This window comes from Streptomyces sp. LE64, from assembly GCF_052606915.1.
On sequence record NZ_CP199708.1, the window covers coordinates 2,480,001 to 2,497,201 of the forward strand.

At 75.2% G+C, this 17,201-nt stretch carries 15 protein-coding genes (1 of these 15 only partly in view); 6 read left to right on the forward strand and 9 right to left on the reverse strand.

What is annotated here, in order from left to right; all coding sequences use genetic code 11:
• Positions 1-545 carry the 3' portion of a tryptophan--tRNA ligase gene (trpS, locus tag ACSMX9_RS11130; RefSeq protein WP_445402019.1) on the forward strand. It extends 463 nt beyond the left edge of the window, so 545 of the gene's 1,008 nt are visible here — the last part of the coding sequence; the start codon falls outside the window, past its left edge; the stop codon is at positions 543-545.
• On the opposite strand, the gene ACSMX9_RS11135 is transcribed toward trpS, so the two are convergent.
• Positions 496-1,500: a GlxA family transcriptional regulator gene (locus tag ACSMX9_RS11135; RefSeq protein ID WP_445402021.1), complete on the reverse strand. Its 1,005-nt coding sequence runs from the start codon at positions 1,498-1,500 to the stop codon at positions 496-498. The two genes, trpS and ACSMX9_RS11135, sit on opposite strands and share 50 nt — an antisense overlap.
• Positions 1,501-1,573: 73 nt before the next feature.
• On the opposite strand from ACSMX9_RS11135, the gene ACSMX9_RS11140 reads away from it, so the two are divergent.
• The gene (locus tag ACSMX9_RS11140) at positions 1,574-2,170 is read left to right on the forward strand and encodes a cysteine hydrolase family protein (protein WP_366115106.1); all 597 of its coding nucleotides are present in this window, start codon (positions 1,574-1,576) and stop codon (positions 2,168-2,170) included.
• Positions 2,171-2,221: 51 nt separating this feature from the next.
• On the opposite strand, the gene proC is transcribed toward ACSMX9_RS11140, so the two are convergent.
• From proC to ACSMX9_RS11155, 3 genes are all read right to left on the reverse strand, one after another.
• Positions 2,222-3,031 carry a pyrroline-5-carboxylate reductase gene (proC, locus tag ACSMX9_RS11145; RefSeq protein WP_445402023.1) on the reverse strand — a complete coding sequence of 270 codons (810 nt, stop codon included), beginning with the start codon at positions 3,029-3,031 and terminating at the stop codon, positions 2,222-2,224.
• 95 nt (positions 3,032-3,126) lie between these two features.
• Complete coding sequence (locus tag ACSMX9_RS11150; RefSeq protein WP_445402025.1) at positions 3,127-3,249, reverse strand: hypothetical protein; 123 nt, start codon at positions 3,247-3,249, stop codon at positions 3,127-3,129.
• 68 nt (positions 3,250-3,317) lie between these two features.
• Positions 3,318-3,827: an EamA/RhaT family transporter gene (locus ACSMX9_RS11155; protein ID WP_366115110.1), complete on the reverse strand. Its 510-nt coding sequence runs from the start codon at positions 3,825-3,827 to the stop codon at positions 3,318-3,320.
• Positions 3,828-4,047: 220 nt separating this feature from the next.
• Here ACSMX9_RS11155 and ACSMX9_RS11160 point away from each other — a divergent pair, with 220 nt between their 5' ends.
• Positions 4,048-6,336 (forward strand): serine/threonine-protein kinase, encoded by a 2,289-nt coding sequence (locus tag ACSMX9_RS11160; protein WP_445402955.1) that lies wholly within the window; start codon positions 4,048-4,050, stop codon positions 6,334-6,336.
• A gap of 75 nt (positions 6,337-6,411) precedes the next feature.
• Here ACSMX9_RS11160 and ACSMX9_RS11165 read toward each other — a convergent pair whose 3' ends face one another.
• The 4 genes from ACSMX9_RS11165 to ACSMX9_RS11180 form a co-directional block, all read right to left on the reverse strand.
• Positions 6,412-6,729: an SH3 domain-containing protein gene (locus ACSMX9_RS11165; RefSeq protein WP_445402027.1), complete on the reverse strand. Its 318-nt coding sequence runs from the start codon at positions 6,727-6,729 to the stop codon at positions 6,412-6,414.
• A 239-nt stretch (positions 6,730-6,968) separates the two neighbouring features.
• Entirely contained in the window at positions 6,969-8,819 is a 1,851-nt protein-coding gene (gene ilvD, locus ACSMX9_RS11170) for a dihydroxy-acid dehydratase (RefSeq protein ID WP_445402029.1), read from the reverse strand.
• Between the two features lie 479 nt (positions 8,820-9,298).
• Positions 9,299-10,135 carry a sugar phosphate isomerase/epimerase family protein gene (locus ACSMX9_RS11175; RefSeq protein WP_445402031.1) on the reverse strand — a complete coding sequence of 279 codons (837 nt, stop codon included), beginning with the start codon at positions 10,133-10,135 and terminating at the stop codon, positions 9,299-9,301.
• 228 nt (positions 10,136-10,363) lie between these two features.
• Positions 10,364-11,329 carry a Ppx/GppA phosphatase family protein gene (locus tag ACSMX9_RS11180; RefSeq protein ID WP_351238374.1) on the reverse strand — a complete coding sequence of 322 codons (966 nt, stop codon included), beginning with the start codon at positions 11,327-11,329 and terminating at the stop codon, positions 10,364-10,366.
• A 73-nt stretch (positions 11,330-11,402) separates the two neighbouring features.
• Between ACSMX9_RS11180 and ACSMX9_RS11185 the strand changes: the two genes are divergently transcribed.
• Positions 11,403-12,329: a hypothetical protein gene (locus ACSMX9_RS11185; protein ID WP_445402033.1), complete on the forward strand. Its 927-nt coding sequence runs from the start codon at positions 11,403-11,405 to the stop codon at positions 12,327-12,329.
• Positions 12,330-12,394: 65 nt separating this feature from the next.
• On the opposite strand, the gene ACSMX9_RS11190 is transcribed toward ACSMX9_RS11185, so the two are convergent.
• Positions 12,395-14,269 (reverse strand): BACON domain-containing protein, encoded by a 1,875-nt coding sequence (locus ACSMX9_RS11190; protein WP_445402035.1) that lies wholly within the window; start codon positions 14,267-14,269, stop codon positions 12,395-12,397.
• A 155-nt stretch (positions 14,270-14,424) separates the two neighbouring features.
• On the opposite strand from ACSMX9_RS11190, the gene radA reads away from it, so the two are divergent.
• Positions 14,425-15,834: a DNA repair protein RadA gene (radA, locus tag ACSMX9_RS11195; RefSeq protein WP_445402037.1), complete on the forward strand. Its 1,410-nt coding sequence runs from the start codon at positions 14,425-14,427 to the stop codon at positions 15,832-15,834.
• Between the two features lie 67 nt (positions 15,835-15,901).
• Positions 15,902-17,026 (forward strand): DNA integrity scanning diadenylate cyclase DisA, encoded by a 1,125-nt coding sequence (disA, locus tag ACSMX9_RS11200; protein ID WP_351238366.1) that lies wholly within the window; start codon positions 15,902-15,904, stop codon positions 17,024-17,026.
• Positions 17,027-17,201 lie beyond the last annotated feature (175 nt).

Genomic DNA, 17,201 nt, shown 5'->3' on the forward strand with positions numbered 1-17,201 from the left:
ACGTGGAACTCACGCGGGCCCTCGCGACGCGGTTCAACCAGCGGTACGGGCACGTGTTCACGGTGCCGGTGGCCACCCGGCCCGGGGTGGCGGCGCGGGTGATGGACCTCCAGGACCCGCGGTCGAAGATGGGGAAGTCCGGCGGGGCCGGGGCGGGCGTCGTGCACCTGCTGGACGAGCCGGAGGTGGTGCGGCGGAAGGTGATGCGGGCGGTCACCGACAGCGGCACGGAGGTCGTCCACGACCCGGAGGGGCGGCCCGGGGTGTCGAACCTGTTGGAGATCCTGGCGGCGTGCGGGACGGCGGAGCCGGCCGATCCGGTGGCGCTGGCCGGGGCGTACGGGTCGTACGGGGCGCTGAAGCGGGACACCGCGGACGCCGTGGTGGAGGCGTTGCGGCCGGTGCGGGAGCGGCACCGGGAGTGGGCGGCCGACCCGGGTGGGGTGGACGAGGTGCTGCGGCGGGGTGCGGAGCGGGCCCGGGCGGTGGCGCGGCCTACGGTCGATGCCGCGTACCGGGCCGTGGGTCTGCTGCCGGCGGTCTGAAGGAGGCCCGGTAGGCGCGGGGGCTGGTGGCGAGGCGGGTGTGGAAGTGCTGGCGCATGGTGACCTCGCTGCCGAACCCCGCGCGCCGGGCGACCTCCGGCATCGGCAGGTCGGTGCGTTCGAGGAGCTTCTGGGCCGCGGCGATGCGTTGGGCGAGGAGCCAGCGCAGCGGGGTGGTGCCGGTGGCGGCGGTGAAGTGGCGGGCGAAGCTGCGGGGGGACATGCCGGCGCGGTGGGCGAGGTCGTGGACGGTGAGGGGCTGGTGCAGGTGGCGCAGGGCGTGTTCGCGGACCTCGGCGAGGGCGTCGGCGTCGCGGTCGGCGGAGGGCGTGGGGTGTGCGATGAACTGGGCCTGGGTGCCGGTGCGGAAGGGCGCGGTGACCATGGAGCGGGCGATGGTGGCGGCGGTTTCGGCGCCGTGCCGCAGCCGGACCAGGTGGAGGCAGAGGTCGATGCCGGCGGCGGTGCCGGCGGAGGTCCAGATGCCGTCGTCCTCGGTGAAGAGGGCGTCCGGGGTGAGGGTGACGGCGGGGTGCCGGGTGCGGAAGCGGTCGGCGAGGCGCCAGTGGGTGACCGCACGGCGGCCGTCGAGGAGCCCGGCCTGGGCGAGGGTGAAGGCGCCGCCGCAGAGGGCGGCGAGGGTGGTGCCGCGGGCGTGCGCCTCGCGCAGTGCGGTGCGGACCGGGGCGGGTGCGGGGGCGAGGTCGTCCAGGCCGGGGACGACCACCAGGTCGGCGGTGGCGAGCCAGTCGAGGGTGCGGTCCGGGGTGAGGACGAGGCCGCCGCGGAGGGGGACGGGGGTGGGGTCGGGCGCGACGCGGCGCAGTTCGAAGGCGGGGACGCCGAGATCGGTGCGGTCGGTGCCCCAGACCTCGGTGGCGACGCTGACGTCGAAGGCCCGGATGCCGGGGAAGGCGAGGAGGGCGATGCGGTGGGGCGGCGGGGCCTCGTCCATCCTGGCAGTAAACCATCGATCGGTGTCTTCCTGCCTGCTGGGACGCGGAGGCCGGGCGGGCGAGCATCGGGCCATGGAGATCACGGGAAATGCGGCGTTGTTGGTGGTGGACGTGCAGAAGGGGTTCCTGGAGACGGAACGTTGGGGTGCGCGGAACGAGCCGGACGCGGATGCGCGGATCGCGGCGTTGATCGACGGGTGGCGGGCGAGCGGGCGGCCGGTGGTGTTCGTGCGGCACGACTCCGCGGAGCCCGGTTCGCCGCTGCGGCCGGGGTGCCCGGGCAACGACTTCCAGGACTACGTCGAGGAGCGGCGGGGGCAGGGGGGTGGCGGGTTGCTGGTGACGAAGACGGTGAACTCGGCGTTCTACGGGACGCCCGACCTGGACGGGTGGCTGCGGGCGGCCGGGATCGGGCAGCTGGCGGTGGTCGGGGTGCAGACGAACATGTGCGTGGAGACGACGGCCCGGATGGGCGGGAACCTGGGGTACGACGTGCTGTTCGTGCTGGACGCCACGTACACCTTCGACCTGGTGGGGCCGTTCGGGTGGCGGCTGGGAGCGGACGCCTTGGCGCGGGCGACGGCGGTGTCCCTGCACGGCGGCGGGTTCGCCCGGGTGGTGCGCACGGAGGAGGTGCTCGGGGCGCTGGGCGTCGGAGGTGGGGGCTGACGGTCGCGTGCCGGCCACGGCATCGGGCGATGCCGTGGCCGGTGCTCGCTGTCAGTGGGTGCCGGAGGCGAGTTCGCGGCTGCGGTCGCGGGCGGCCTCCAGGGCGGCGATCAGGGCGGCGCGCACCCCGTGGTTCTCCAGTTCGCGGATGGCGCTGATGGTGGTGCCGGCGGGCGAGGTGACGTTCTCGCGGAGTTTGACGGGGTGTTCGCCGCTGTCGCGGAGCATCACGGCGGCGCCGATGGCGGCCTGGACGATCAGGTCGTGCGCCTTGTCGCGGGGCAGCCCGAGGAGGATGCCGGCGTCGGTCATGGCCTCGACCAGGTAGTAGAAGTAGGCCGGGCCGGAGCCGGAGAGGGCGGTGGCCGCGTCCTGCTGGGTCTCCGGGACCCGGAGGGTCTTGCCGACCGCGCCGAAGATCTCCTCGGCGTGCCGCAGGTGGGTGGCGGTGGCGTGGGTGCCGGCGGAGATGACCGACATGGCCTCGTCGACCAGGGCGGGGGTGTTGGTCATGACCCGCACCACGGGGGTGCCCTCGGGGAGCCGTTCCTCGAAGTAGGTGGTGGGCACGCCGGCGGCGCCGCTGATGACCAGGCGGCCGGCGGGGAGGTGGGGGGCGAGTTCGTCGAGGAGGGCGCCCATGTCCTGGGGCTTGACCGCGAGGATCAGGGTGTCGGCGTGCTTGGCCGCCTCCTGGTTGCTGACCGCGGTGACGCCGTAGCGGGTGCGGAGTTCCTCGGCGCGCTCCGGGCGGCGGGCGGTGACCAGCAGGTCGGCCGGGGGCCAGCCGGACCGGATGACGCCGCTCAGCAGGGCCTCGCCGATCTTTCCGGTGCCGAGGACTGCGACTTTCTGGGGCATGACGGGGCCTTCCGACAGGTCGTTCGTTGCCGGTCATCCTCGCAGAGGGCCGGGGAGCGGGAGGCGGGCGTCCACGGGGCGTGCGCCGGGGGTGTTCAGGGGGTGCGGCCGCGGGGGACGGTGAAGGCGAGGTCGTGCAGGACGGTGCGGGAGCCCCGGACGACCCGGAGGTCGTGCGCCCTGATGGCGTCGGCGGGTGCCTCGCGACTCTTGTTCACCGTGCGACGAACAATGCTCCTGGTGCCGTCGGCGGTCAGGGTGCGCACGGGTATGTCGGCGGGCCCGGTCAACCCCGGCGTCGGGCCGGATCGCCGGTCCGGCGCGCGGTGCGGCGCGCGTGCTGTTCGCACGCCCGCTCGTGCTCCGCGCGCAGTCGGCCCTCACCGGGTGCCTCGACGAGGGAGCGCAGGAAGTAGGCGCCCAGGGCGCCGAGGAAGCCGATCGCCAGCGTGCCGGGCGCCGGCTTCCGCCCCGGCTCGCGCACCGGTCCGCCGCAGGGTTCGGGGCGGCGGGCGAAGCCCTGCCAGACGTGCCGGAACGCGAGCGCCGTGCAGAGCGCGAGCGCCGCTCCCACCAGGAGGTTCACCGGGGCGCCCACCCGGGCCGCGGCCAGCCCCTGGTAGCCGAGGCGCAGCAGCAGGCAACCGGTGGTCAGCGCGGCGAGCGAACCGACCGCCACCCCGATCCGACGGGCGGCGTAGCGCCGGTCGTGCCGTACCCAGCGGGTGCCGAAGAAACGGAGGGGGGCGGGGCGGGGGCCCGGGGGCCCCGGGGTCCTTGCGGGGCGCTCGCTCACCGGCCGATTATCGCTCCGCGATCCACGGGCGCCGGGTGCGCGCCGTGGGGCGGGGACGCGTGTCGCGCGCTGGAGTGACGCACCCCACCGCCCCTACTGGCCGGTACCCCGCGGGTCGGCCCGTTCCGGCCACCCGCGACCGCCCGTCACCACCCGGTGACCCGCTAGTTTGTTCACCGGTGGTGGGATCTCTCGGCATGGACGGATGAGGTGGACGCTCGTGCAACTCCGGGGCGGGGACCCTGAGCAGATCGGCGGCTACCCGGTGGAGGCCCGTCTCGGCTCCGGGGGCATGGGCACCGTGTTCCTGGCCCGCACCGGGTCGGGACGGCCCGTCGCGATCAAGCTGATCCACCAGCACTTCGCGGGCGACGAGGAGTTCCGCATCCGGTTCCGTCAGGAGGTGTCCGCGGCCCGGCGGGTGAGCGGCGTGTTCACGGCCGCCGTGGTGGACGCCGACCCGGAGGCGTCCCGGCCGTGGATGGCCACCGCCTACATCGCGGGTCCGACCCTCGCCCAGCGGGTCACCGACGGCGGGGCCGTGCACGGTGCCGAACTGCGCACCCTCGCCATCGGGTTGGCGGAGGCGCTGCGCGAGATCCACCGGGCGGGCGTCGTCCACCGGGACCTCAAGCCGTCGAACGTGGTGCTCTCCCCGGACGGGCCCCGGGTCATCGACTTCGGCATCTCCCGGGCCGCCGACAACCAGACCCTCACCATGACCGGCCGGGTCATCGGGACCCCTCCGTTCATGTCCCCGGAGCAGTTGCAGACCCCGCGCGCGGTCGGCCCGGGCTCCGACGTGTTCTCGCTGGCCACCCTGTTGGTGTACGCGGCGACCGGGCAGGGTCCCTTCGACGCTGACAGCCCCTACATGACCGCCTACCAGGTGGTGCACGAGGAACCCCGGTTGGTTGCGGTGCCCGCGTTGCTGCGCGAGGTGGTGGAGCCCTGCCTGGACAAGGAGCCGCGGGGCCGGCCGTCCGCCCACGACCTGCTGGTCGCCCTGCGCGGGCTGCCGGAGGACCTGGCCTCGGCCTCGCCGCCGACCGCCGAGCAGAAGACCCTCCCGGGGACCCGGCGTTCGGACCCCGCGGGGTCCGGTTCCGCGGACCCGGACCCCGCGGACACCGGCACCACGGGTGCGGACCCCACCGGCGCGGACCGCGCGCCGGGGGACACCCGCTCCCGTTCCGGCCGGCGGGTGCGCCGTGCGCGCCGGCGCCGGACCCTGCTGGTGGCCGCCGTCACCGGGGTGGCCGCCGCGCTGGTCGCCGTCGGCACGGCCCTGTTCGGGCCGGACGGGGAGGACCCCGCGCCGGGCGCCCGGGGGACACCGGCCCCGGCGGGCGCCGGAAAGGCACGGCTGCCGGCCGGGTTCGCGCCCTGGCACACCTCGGTGCGCGGCGGGCAGCAACTCGACGACGAACTGCGCTGCGTTGCCCTGGGCGAGGACCTGTTCTGCGGGGGCGGCGGGGTGGCGGCGGCCCGGCTGCGGGGCTCCGACGGCAAGGTGTTGTGGCGCCGCACCTACCCCGGAGTACCGATGCAGGGGCTGCACCTGGTCGGGGTGACCGGCGGGGCGGGGAAGGGGCTCGCGGGCCGCACCGTCCTCGGCTACCACCTGCCCGAGACCGGCCCGGACCGCACCGAGGTGGTGGCGTTCGACGCGGGGAGCGGCCGGGAGCTGTGGCGGGCCAGGATCGGCACCAAGGCGACGTACCTGTTGCGGGAGCCGCAGCAGGCGGTGCTGGTGGGGTCCACGGTGCTGACCGTGGACCCCGGCTCCACCCGGTTCCAGGCACGCTCGGCGCGGGACGGTCGCCCCCTGTGGTCCACCCCGCTGCCCACCGGCGCGTGGTGCGCGCCGTTCCCCGCCGCGGGGCGCCCGTACGCGATGTGCGCCCCCTCGACGCAGTTGGTCGCGGGGCGCTCCGACGACCTGACGTTCCACACCCTCGACCCGCGCGGCGGTGCCCTCGGGCGGGCGGTCCCGGCGGACGGCCGGCTGTGGCCGGTGGGCGCGCTGGACGGCTCGCTGTTGCTGGTCCACGAGTCGGCCGGGGCGTCGGGCACCGGGTTCTCGCAGGTGGTCCGGTTGGACATGGCCACCGGGCGCCGTGAGGTCGACCGGCTCGACGGCTACGAGGGGACGCTGCCCGGCTACCTCCGGGGCACCCTCTACTTCACCTCCTCCACCGGGGAGGTGAGTGCGGTGGACCCGCGCACGGGCCGGCGGAAGTGGCGGGTGCAGACCACGGCGGAGTGGGCGTCGACGCCGCTCGCGGTGAACGGGACGCTGTACGTCGGTTCGGCGACCGGGCGGGTGATCGCGCTCGATCCCGCAACCGGGGCCGAGAAGTGGGCGACGGCCCCGTACACCGGGAACCCCGGCGGGTTCACCGGGGCCGGGCCGCGGCTGACCGCGGTGGGCCGGGCCCTGGTGGTGGCGGCCGGCGACAACACGCTGTCGGCCTTCGACCTGGCCGCGCCGCCGCGCACCGGCTGACCCGGCGGTCCGGGCCCTCCCCGCCCGGCCGCACTCGGCGGCGGGGCGGGGAGGGCCCGGGTCAGGCGGTCGGGATCAGGCGCACTGGGGGCTCACGAAGCCGTCGCTGCCCGTCTGCACGTAGGCGTCGGAGACGTAGCGTCCGCTGCCGATCTTGTCCCAGATGTTGGTGGTGCCCAGCGGCCCGGTGATCGTGGTGCCCCGCTTCTGGCAGACGATCGAGACCCGGCTGCCGCCGGAGATCTGGAGCACCACCGGATAGGACAGTCCGGGGCCGCTGCGCACGTTCACCGTGGCCACGACCGGGTAGGTGGTGGCGCTCGCGGCCAGGGTGACGGTGTCGACCGACGGTGCGTCGGCGTCGTCGACGGCTGTCGTGATCTTTTCGCTCATGTGTTCCTCCCCCGAGGAGCGTACGAGTGGTTTCCGGCCATGGACAGGGTGCTGCCACGGATACCGGAAGACCTCCCCCTGATAGGTGTCCAGCGGTGCCGGACACCACGGAAGACGCCCCCCACGGGCAGGAAGTTGCACCGTGAGGGGCGTATCTCGGGCCTGATTTTCGGGGGACCGCCCACCGTTCGGCGCGCGCAGCGGGCGCACGCCGGACGGCGGGGGCGTCAAGCGGGCCGCTAGCCCAGCTTGTTCACGTCACGCACGGCGCCCTTGTCGGCGCTGGTGGCCATCGCGGCGTAGGCACGCAGCGCGGCCGAGACCTTTCGCTCGCGCTCCCGCGGCTGGTACACGCCGCCGAGTGCTTCGCGCCGTGCGGCGAGGGTCTCCTCGTCCACCAGCAGTTCGATGGAGCGGTTCGGGATGTCGATGCGGATGCGGTCGCCGTCCTCGACCAGGGCGATGGTGCCGCCGGAGGCCGCCTCGGGCGAGGCGTGGCCGATGGAGAGCCCCGAGGTGCCGCCGGAGAAGCGGCCGTCGGTGACCAGCGCGCAGGACTTGCCGAGGCCGCGGCCCTTGAGGAAGGAGGTCGGGTACAGCATCTCCTGCATGCCGGGGCCGCCCTTGGGGCCCTCGTAGCGGATGACGACGACGTCGCCGGGCTCGATCTGCTTGCGCAGGATCTTGTCGACCGCCTCGTCCTGCGACTCGCAGACCACGGCCGGGCCCTCGAAGGTCCAGATCGACTCGTCCACGCCGGCGGTCTTCACCACGCAGCCGTCGACGGCGAGGTTGCCCTTCAGCACGGCGAGGCCGCCGTCCCGGGAGTAGGCGTGCTCCACGTCGCGGATGCAGCCGCGGGCGGCGTCGACGTCCAGCGTCTCCCACCGCTCGGACTGCGAGAACGCCTCGGCCGAACGCACGCAGCCGGGGGCCGCGTGCCACAGCTCCAGCGCCTCCTCGGTGGCGCTGCCGCCGCGGATGTCCCAGGTGTCGAGCCACTGCTTGATCGACGGGGAGTGCACGCTGTGCACGTCCTCGTTGAGCAGCCCGCCCCGGTACAGCTCGCCGAGGATCGCCGGGATGCCGCCGGCGCGGTGCACGTCCTCCATGTAGTACGTGGTGGTGGGCGCGACGTTGGGGGCGACCTTGGCCAGGCAGGGCACCCGGCGGGAGACCGCGTCCATGTCGTCGAGGCCGTAGTCCAGCTCGGCCTCCTGGGCGGCGGCCAGCAGGTGCAGGATGGTGTTGGTGGAGCCGCCCATGGCGATGTCCAGCGCCATCGCGTTCTCGAAGGCGGCGCGGGTGGCGATGTTGCGGGGCAGGACGGAGGCGTCGTCCTGCTCGTAGTAGCGACGGGTCAGCTCGACCACGGTGGCGCCGGCCCGCTCGTAGAGGGCGCGCCGGGCGGTGTGGGTGGCGAGGACGGAGCCGTTGCCGGGCAGCGAGAGCCCGATGGCCTCGGTGAGGCAGTTCATCGAGTTGGCGGTGAACATGCCGGAACAGGAGCCGCAGGTGGGGCAGGCGTTCTCCTCGATGCGCAGGATGTCCTCGTCGGAGATGCTCTCGTCGACGGCGTCGGCGATGGCGTTCACCAGGTCCAGCTTACGGACCGTGCCGTCGACCAGGGTCGCCTGGCCGGCCTCCATCGGGCCGCCGGAGACGAAGATCGTCGGGATGTTGAGGCGCAGCGCGGCCATCAGCATGCCGGGGGTGATCTTGTCGCAGTTGGAGATGCAGATCAGGGCGTCGGCGCAGTGCGCCTCCACCATGTACTCGACGCTGTCGGCGATCAGGTCGCGGGAGGGCAGCGAGTAGAGCATGCCGCCGTGGCCCATGGCGATGCCGTCGTCCACGGCGATGGTGTTGAACTCGCGCGGCACGGCCCCGGCGGCCTTGATCGCCTCGCTGACGATCCGGCCCACCGGCTGGAGGTGGGTGTGGCCGGGGACGAACTCGGTGAAGGAGTTGGCGACCGCGATGATCGGCTTGCCGATGTCCTCGCCGGCTACCCCGGAGGCCCGCATCAGGGCGCGGGCGCCCGCCATGTTGCGGCCGTGGGTGACAGTGCGGGACCTCAGCTCGGGCATCGTCGCTCGCTCCTTCGGGATGGTCCCGCACGCGGCTGCGCGGGACCGGTTCAAGGCAGGTGTGGCGGTGCCGAGCCTACGCCCCGCCTCCAAGATCCGGACAGGTCGTTCCGGAATGTGGGACGGGCGTCTCGGCTCACGGGCGGCTTCGGGAGGTGCGCCGGGCAGCGCGCGCCGTGGTGTGCGCGCCGGGCGGCACGCGGCCGGACGTGGGTGGTCCGTACCGGAAGTGTGGCACGGTGCGGACGGATGCCGTCGTCCGTGCCACGGGTGGGGTGCCGGCCCTACGGGACGGGGTCGGGCGGCGGGCCGGGCTCGGCCAGGTGGCGCTGGAGGGGGCGACCACGGCCACGGCCTCCTCTCCTAGCCGCGCTCGGCGAACTCGACGCGCGCGGCGTGCAGGATGCGCGCGCGGGTGTCCGGGCCGCCCTCCGCGCCGCCGCGGGCGGGACGGCCCCGGCGCCGGGGGGTGGCGGAGGTCACGGGCGGAACGCCTCCCGGGCGCCGGACGGGCTCGGGGCGAGGTGGCGGCGGGTGAAGGCGAGTGCTTCGGCGAGGTCGGCCTCGCGTTCGGCGCCGGACATCGCCCGCCGGGTGTTGACCTCGATGACCACGTGGCCGTCGAAGCCGCCGGGCACCAGGCGCTCCAGGAAGGCGGCGCACGGCTGGTCGCCCCGGCCGGGCACCAGGTGCTCGTCCTTGGCGGAGCCCAGGCTGTCGGCGAAGTGCACGTGCCCGAGGCGGTCGCCCATCCGCCCGGCCATGGCCAGCGGGTCGGAGCGGGAGGTCGCGGCGTGGCTCAGGTCCAGCGTGAAGTGCGGGTAGTCCTCCTCGGTGACGTCCCAGCCCGGGGCGTAGGCGAGGGCCTCGCGGTCGCGGTAGCGCCAGGGGTACATGTTCTCCACGGCGAACCGGACCTCCGTCTCCTCGCTCATCCGCCCGATGCCGCGGACGAACTCGCGGGCGTACTGGCGCTGCCAGCGGAAGGGCGGGTGCACCACGACCGTGGTGGCGCCGAGCCGTTCGGCGGCCGAGCGGGCCCGCTGGAGCTTGGTCCACGGGTCGCTGGACCACACCCGCTGGGTGATCAGCAGGCACGGTGCGTGGACCGCGAGGACGGGCACCCGGTAGTGGTCGGAGAGCCGGCGCAGGGCTTCGACGTCCTGGCTGACCGGGTCGTTCCAGACCATCACCTCGACCCCGTCGTACCCCAGGCGCGCGGCGATCCGGAAGGCCGTCGCCGTCGACTCCGGGTAGACCGAGGCCGTCGACAGGGCGACCTTCGGTTCCGGGGCGCGCGCCTTCTGTTCTGCCACGAGCACAGCGTACGGGGTCGGGCCCACGGCGTCGGGGCTCCCGACGTCGCCTACGCCGGCGTGCGCGCCGGCGTAGATCGTGGCGGTTGCGGGGCCGTACGCGGGGCGCGCGGGGCCCGTGAACGCGGTGTGCGCGCCGGCGGCCGGGGCCCGGCGTGCACACCGGGCACGGACAGCGCGCATGCGGCGTTGCTCGGGCGCCCGCGCGGTCGGGCGGGGGCGAGGGCCTCAGGGCAGCTCGGCGGTGGGGTGGCTCGGCGGCTGGGAGCTGGGCAGGTGGTCGAGGTGGCGCAGGATGACCCCCTCGCGCAACGCCCAGGGGCAGATCTCGACCGTCTCCAGCCCGAACAGGTCGAGCGCGGCCTCGGCGACCAAGGCCCCGGCGAGCAGTTGGCCGGCCCGGTTCTCGGAGACCCCGGGCAGGGAGGCCCGCTCCCCGGCGGTCATCGCGGCCAGCTTCGGCACCCACGCCTCCAGCGCGCTCCGCCGCAGCTCCCGCTGCACGTACTCGCCGTCCGCCCCGCGCGCGGCGCCGGCGATGCGGGCGAGCTGCTTGAAGGTCTTCGAGGTGGCGACCGCGTGGTCGGCGCCCCCGAAGCGGGTGAACTCGCCGACCGTCCGCGCGATCTGTGCCCGCACGTGCCGGCGCAGCGTCCGCACGTCCGCCGGGTCCACGGGGTCGCCCGGCAGCCACCCGGCGGTGAGCCGGCCGGCGCCCAGCGGCAGGGAGGTCGCGGCGTCGGGCTCCTCGTCCAGGCCGAACGCGACTTCGAGGGAGCCGCCTCCGATGTCGATGACCAGCAGTTTCCCCGCCGACCAGCCGAACCAGCGGCGGGCGGCGAGGAAGGTCAGCCGGGCCTCCTCGTCGCCGGTGAGGACCTGGAGCTCCACCCCGGTCTCGTCCCGCACCCGGCGGATCACCTCGTCGGCGTTGCTCGCCTCCCGCACCGCCGAGGTGGCGAACGGCAGCAGTTCCTCGACGCCCTTGTCCTCGGCCGCCTGGAGGGCGTCGTGCACCGTGGAGACCAGTCGTCCGACCCCGTCCGCGTCGATCGCGCCGCGGGCGTCCAGGAGCTGGGCGAGTCGCAGCTCCGCCTTGTGGGAGTGCGCGGGCCGCGGGCGCGCACCGGGGTGCGCGTCCATCACCAGCAGATGAACCGTGTTCGAGCCCACATCCAGGACACCAAGTCTCATGAACGCCAACGCTACTGCGCCCCGGGCCCCGGGCCGGCCACCTGGGGCGGGACCGCCCGCATACCCTGGTGACGTGCCAAAGACGAAAAAGGCGAAGCGCGCGGAACCGGCCGGTCCGCCCGCCCCGGACCGCGCGGGCGCCGCCAAGGGCAAGAAGGCCGGGCGGGGCGCGGCTCCGGCTGCGTCGAACACGACGGCCGAGCCGGACGAGAAGGGCCTGGACTTCGCCCGGGCCTGGGTCGAGTTCCCCGACCCGGCCGACGAGGAACAGGTCTTCCGCTGTGACCTGACCTGGCTCACCTCCCGCTGGAGCTGCATCTTCGGCAGCGGCTGCCAGGGCATCGAGGCGGGCCGCGCGGCCGACGGCTGCTGCACCCTGGGCGCCCACTTCTCCGACGAGGACGACGAGGCCCGGGTCGCCGGGCACGTGGCCAGGCTCACACCCGACATCTGGCAGTTCCACGACGTGGGCACCCGCCCGGTCGCCGAGGGCGGCGGTTGGGTGCAGGAGTCCGAGGACGCCGAAGACGGGGACGAGGACGGCGAGGGGCCGGCCCGGCAGACCCGGCGGTGGAAGGGCTCGTGCATCTTCCAGAACCGTCCCGGGTTCGCCGGGGGCGCGGGCTGTTCGCTGCACATCCTCGCCCTCAAGGAGGGCCGGGAGCCCCTGGAGACCAAGCCGGACGTCTGCTGGCAGCTCCCGGTGCGCCGGACGTACGAGTGGATCGACCGCCCGGACGACACCCGCGTCCTCCAGGTGTCGATCGGCGAGTACGACCGGCGGGGCTGGGGCCCGGGCGGTCACGACCTGCACTGGTGGTGCACCTCGGCGACCTCCGCGCACGGCGCCGGGGAGCCCGTGTACGTCACGTACCGGCCGGAGCTGACCGAGCTGATGGGCAAGGGCGGGTACGACCGGCTCGCCGAGCTCTGCGAGGCGCGGCTCGCCGCGCGGTTGCCCCTGGTGGCCCCGCACCCGGCCGACCCGCCGCGGGCGTAGTCCCCGGCGTACGGGGACGTCCGGGGAGCGGGTGCGCCGGCCCCCGTGCGGCGCACCCGCTCCCGTCAGCGCTCCGGCGCACCGTCCGCGGTGCTCGGCGCGCCGGAACCGGCTGCGCGCCCCGGCGCGGGCGCGCCCCCGAAGCGCTCCGGGCCGTCCTCGTGGGGGGTGCCCGGGGCGGGGACACCGTCCCTCCCGGCCGGCTCCTCGCCCGGGCCGGCGGACGGAAGGGGGCCCCGGGCTCTCGGGCCCGTGGACGGGCCGGGGTCCGTGGCGGTGGGGCCGGCGGGGGCGTCCCCGCGTCCGCCCGGTACGTCGGGCGGCGGGGCGCCGCCGGCGTGCGACGGTGCGGCCGGCGCGCCGGAGCCCTCGGGGCGCGGGCCGGGCGGGCGCTCCCGTCCCCGCACCACCACCACGGCGCTCCGGTCGACTCCGGTGGCGCCGAGGACGCCCACCGAGATCCGGGCCCGCCAGGCACCCCGGGGTGCCGCCCCCGGGTCGAAGCGGGCGCGCAGGACGAACGTGCCGGCGGGGGTGAGGGTGCCGGTGGTGGAGGAGAGGCGCAGCCAGGGGGCGTGCGAGGTGGCGGACCAGCGCACCGGGGCGCCTTCGGCGACGGTGAGGGAGACCAGGCCGTCGTCGCCGCTCGGGCGGGCGTCGACGAGGAGCCGGCCCGCCGGGTCCGCGCCGGACCGCTCGGGGGCGGCGATCACCTCGACGGACGTCCCGGTGGTCCCGCCGAGCGTCCCGGCTCCGGCTCCGCGGGAGGCCCGGGACCGCCCGCCCTCGATGAGCCCGTCCACCGGACGGGCCCGGCTGGCGCTGACCGGGGTGCCGTCCGTGCTGCCCGGGTCCTCGCCGTAGGCGGTCCACAGGGCGAGCACGGGTGCGGCGACCACCGTCACCACGACGGTGGTGGTGACGGCCCGGGCGCGCAGCCGGTGTCGGCGGGCGGTGGGGTCGGTGGGTCCGCGGGGGAAGCCGCGGCGGTCGAAGCGCGGGGTGGCGCCCCGCGCGCGGGGGGCGTGTGCCAGGGCGGCACGGGGCGCGGTCACCACGGGCAACAGCGCCGGCGCCGCGGTGGTGCCCGGCCAGTCCCCCGCGCCGGCGCACTCCGCGACGGGACGGCAGCGCGGACAGTGGTCCACGTGTCGGACCAGGTCGCCGTGGCGCACCGGGGCGGAGGGCGGTGCCTCGCCCCCGGCGATCCGGACCGCTTCGGCGCAGCCGCCCAACCGGGCGACGGCGAGGGCGGCCCGGCTGCGTTCCACCGCGCAGGCGGCGGAGACCAGCAGGTCGCGGGCGCGGTCGGGGTCAAGTCCGAGGACGGCGGCCACCTCGGGGTCGGTCAACCGGTGGCGGAGGGAGAGTTCGAGCGCTTCGCGCTGCTCGGGGACGATGCCGGCGGCTTCGGGCCAGGCGAGCAGGGCCAGCTCGCGGCCGTGGGCACGGGCCGGCGCGGGGGTGCCCCGGGCTCCCGGCGCGGGCGGGGCCCCCGCCCTGGATTGACGTTTCTGCGCCGACTCGTGGTGGAGCCGCACCGGCACGCGCTCCGTCCGCGCCCCCGCCCGGGCCGCCCGACCGGCGCGCACCCCGCGCAGGACCCGGACCGCGAGCCCCGCCCCGGCGCCCCCGTCCCGGTCGAGTTCGGCGAGGCGCCGCAAGCAGGCCCAGCGGGCCAGGGCGTACAGCCAGGCCCGGTGCTCGGCCGCGGCGACGGGCGCGCGTTCCCTGCGGCGTTCGGCCCAGTGGAGGACGTCCCCGAGGACGGCGGTCGCCGCCTCGTGGTCGCACAGGAGGGACAGGCAGTAGGTGAACAGCCCGTCGAGGTGCGGCTCGTGGCACACCGGGGGGCGGGGGGCGGGCCGCCGGTGGGCGGATCCGGGTGCCCCGGGCGTTCCGGTGGTGCGGGCGGGGTGGCCCGTCCTGCTACTCGTCACCGTGCGACCGTAGGCGGCGGTCCACACCCCGACCGCCGACTCGGGGGCATTTAACCCGTACGGGTGAACAGATCCCCCGAAGGGGGACACCCGCCGTTCCGCGCCCGGGCCCGTGCGGTCCGGGGGTGTCGGTGCGCGCCGGTACGGTTCCCTGCATGGCTGCCCGTACCAGAACCGCGAAGGACCGGCCCTCCTACCGCTGCACCGAGTGCGGCTGGCAGACGACCAAGTGGCTCGGCCGCTGCCCGGAGTGCCAGGCGTGGGGGACGGTCGAGGAGCACGGTGCGCCCGCCGTCCGCACCACGGCCCCCGGCCGCGTCACCAACGCCGCGGTGCCCATCGGCCAGGTCGACGGCCGGCAGGCGACCGCCCGCAGCACCGGCGTGCCGGAGCTGGACCGGGTGCTCGGCGGCGGTCTGGTGCCGGGCGCCGTGGTGCTGCTGGCCGGGGAACCGGGCGTCGGCAAGTCCACGCTGCTGCTGGACGTGGCGGCCAAGTCCGCGAGCGAGGCGCACCGCACCCTGTACGTCACCGGCGAGGAGTCCGCGAGCCAGGTGCGGCTGCGGGCCGACCGGATCAAGGCGATCGACGACCACCTCTACCTGGCCGCGGAGACGGACCTCTCGGCGGTCCTCGGCCATCTGGACGCGGTGAAGCCGTCGCTGCTGATCATGGACTCGGTGCAGACCGTGGCGTCCCCGGAGATCGACGGCGCCCCGGGCGGAATGGCCCAGGTCAGGGAGGTGGCGGGGGCGCTGATCCGGGCCTCCAAGGAGCGCGGCATGGCCACCCTGCTGGTGGGGCACGTCACCAAGGACGGCGCCATCGCGGGTCCGCGGCTGCTGGAGCACCTGGTGGACGTGGTGCTGCACTTCGAGGGCGACCGGCACGCCCGGCTGCGTCTGGTGCGCGGAGTGAAGAACCGGTACGGGACGACCGACGAGGTGGGTTGCTTCGAGCTGCACGACGAGGGCATCACGGGTCTCGCCGACCCCTCGGGCCTGTTCCTGACCCGGCGCGACGAGCCGGTGCCGGGCACCTGTCTGACGGTCACCCTGGAGGGGCGGCGTCCGCTGGTGGCGGAGGTGCAGGCGCTCACCGTCGACTCGCAGATCCCCTCCCCCCGGCGCACCACCTCGGGGCTGGAGACCTCGCGGGTGTCCATGATGCTGGCCGTGCTGGAGCAGCGGGGCCGGATCAGCGCGCTGGGCAAGCGGGACATCTACTCGGCGACGGTCGGCGGGGTGCGGTTGTCGGAGCCCGCGGCGGACCTGGCGGTGGCGCTGGCACTGGCCAGCGCGGCCAGTGACACCCCGCTGCCGAAGAACCTGGTGGCGATCGGCGAGGTGGGCCTCGCCGGCGAGGTCCGGCGGGTGACGGGGGTGCAGCGCCGGTTGGCGGAGGCGCACCGGCTGGGCTTCACCCAGGCCCTCGTACCAACCGATCCGGGGAAGGTCCCGGCGGGCATGAAGGTCACCGAGGTCTCGGACATAGGGGACGCCCTGCGGGTGCTGCCCCGCGGCCGTCGACGAGAGGCCCCGCAGGAGGCGGAGCACCGCCGGTAGACTTTGCCCCGGTCTCGCCCGTCCGTACGAACACCGGGCACCCCCAGAACCGCGACGGAGGAGAGCAGTGGCAGCCAACGACCGGGCAGCGGCTCCCGGAAAGTCCGGCGGGAGCTCGGGTGGCGACGGACTGATGCGCGCCGCGCTCAGTGCGGTCGCGCCGGGAACGGCCCTGCGCGACGGACTGGAGCGCATCCTCCGCGGCAACACCGGCGGACTGATCGTCCTCGGCTCGGACAAGACCGTCGAGATGATGTGCACCGGCGGCTTCGTGCTGGACGTCGAGTTCACGGCGACCCGACTGCGGGAGCTGTGCAAGCTGGACGGCGGCATCGTCATCGACAAGGACATCACCAAGATCCTGCGGGCGGGCGTCCAGCTGGTGCCGGACCCGACGATCCCGACCGAGGAGACCGGCACCCGGCACCGCACCGCGGACCGGGTGAGCAAGCAGGTCGGCTTCCCCGTGGTGTCGGTCTCGCAGTCGATGCGGTTGATCGCGCTGTACGTGGACGGTCAACGCCGCACCCTGGAGGACTCGGCCGCGATCCTGTCCCGGGCGAACCAGGCGCTGGCCACCCTGGAGCGGTACAAGCTGCGGCTGGACGAGGTCGCCGGCACCCTCTCCGCGTTGGAGATCGAGGACCTGGTGACGGTCCGGGACGTCAGTGCGGTGGCGCAGCGCCTGGAGATGGTCCGCCGGATCGCCACCGAGATCGCCGAGTACGTGGTGGAGTTGGGCACCGACGGACGCCTCCTCGCCCTGCAACTGGACGAGTTGATCGCCGGCGTGGAGCCGGAGCGGGAGCTGGTGGTGCGGGACTACGTGCCCGAGCCGACCGCGAAGCGCTCCCGCACCGTCGACGAGGCGTTGTCGGAGCTGGACGCGCTGACCCATGCGGAGTTGCTGGAACTGTCCACGGTGGCACGTGCCTTGGGGTACACCGGTTCCCCGGAGGCGTTGGATTCGGCGGTGTCGCCGCGCGGGTTCCGGCTGCTGGCGAAGGTGCCGCGGCTGCCCGGCGCGATCATCGACCGGTTGGTCGAGCACTTCGGCGGGCTCCAGAAGCTGCTGGCCGCGAGCGTGGACGACCTCCAGACCGTCGACGGGGTCGGCGAGGCCCGGGCGCGCAGCGTGCGGGAGGGCCTGTCCCGGCTCGCCGAGTCGTCGATCCTGGAGCGCTACGTCTGACCGTCCGGTGGCGGGCCCCGCGGCCCGCCCGGAGCCGGTCCCCCGCCTCCGTGGACCGGGGCGGGTCCGTTGGCGGGATGCCGCCAGGTTCCGATGCGGTTCCGCACCCGCCGTCCGGCGGGTGCGCGCGCCTAACGGGCGCCTTCGCCGGCCCGCCGGTCGACGGGCCGGGCGG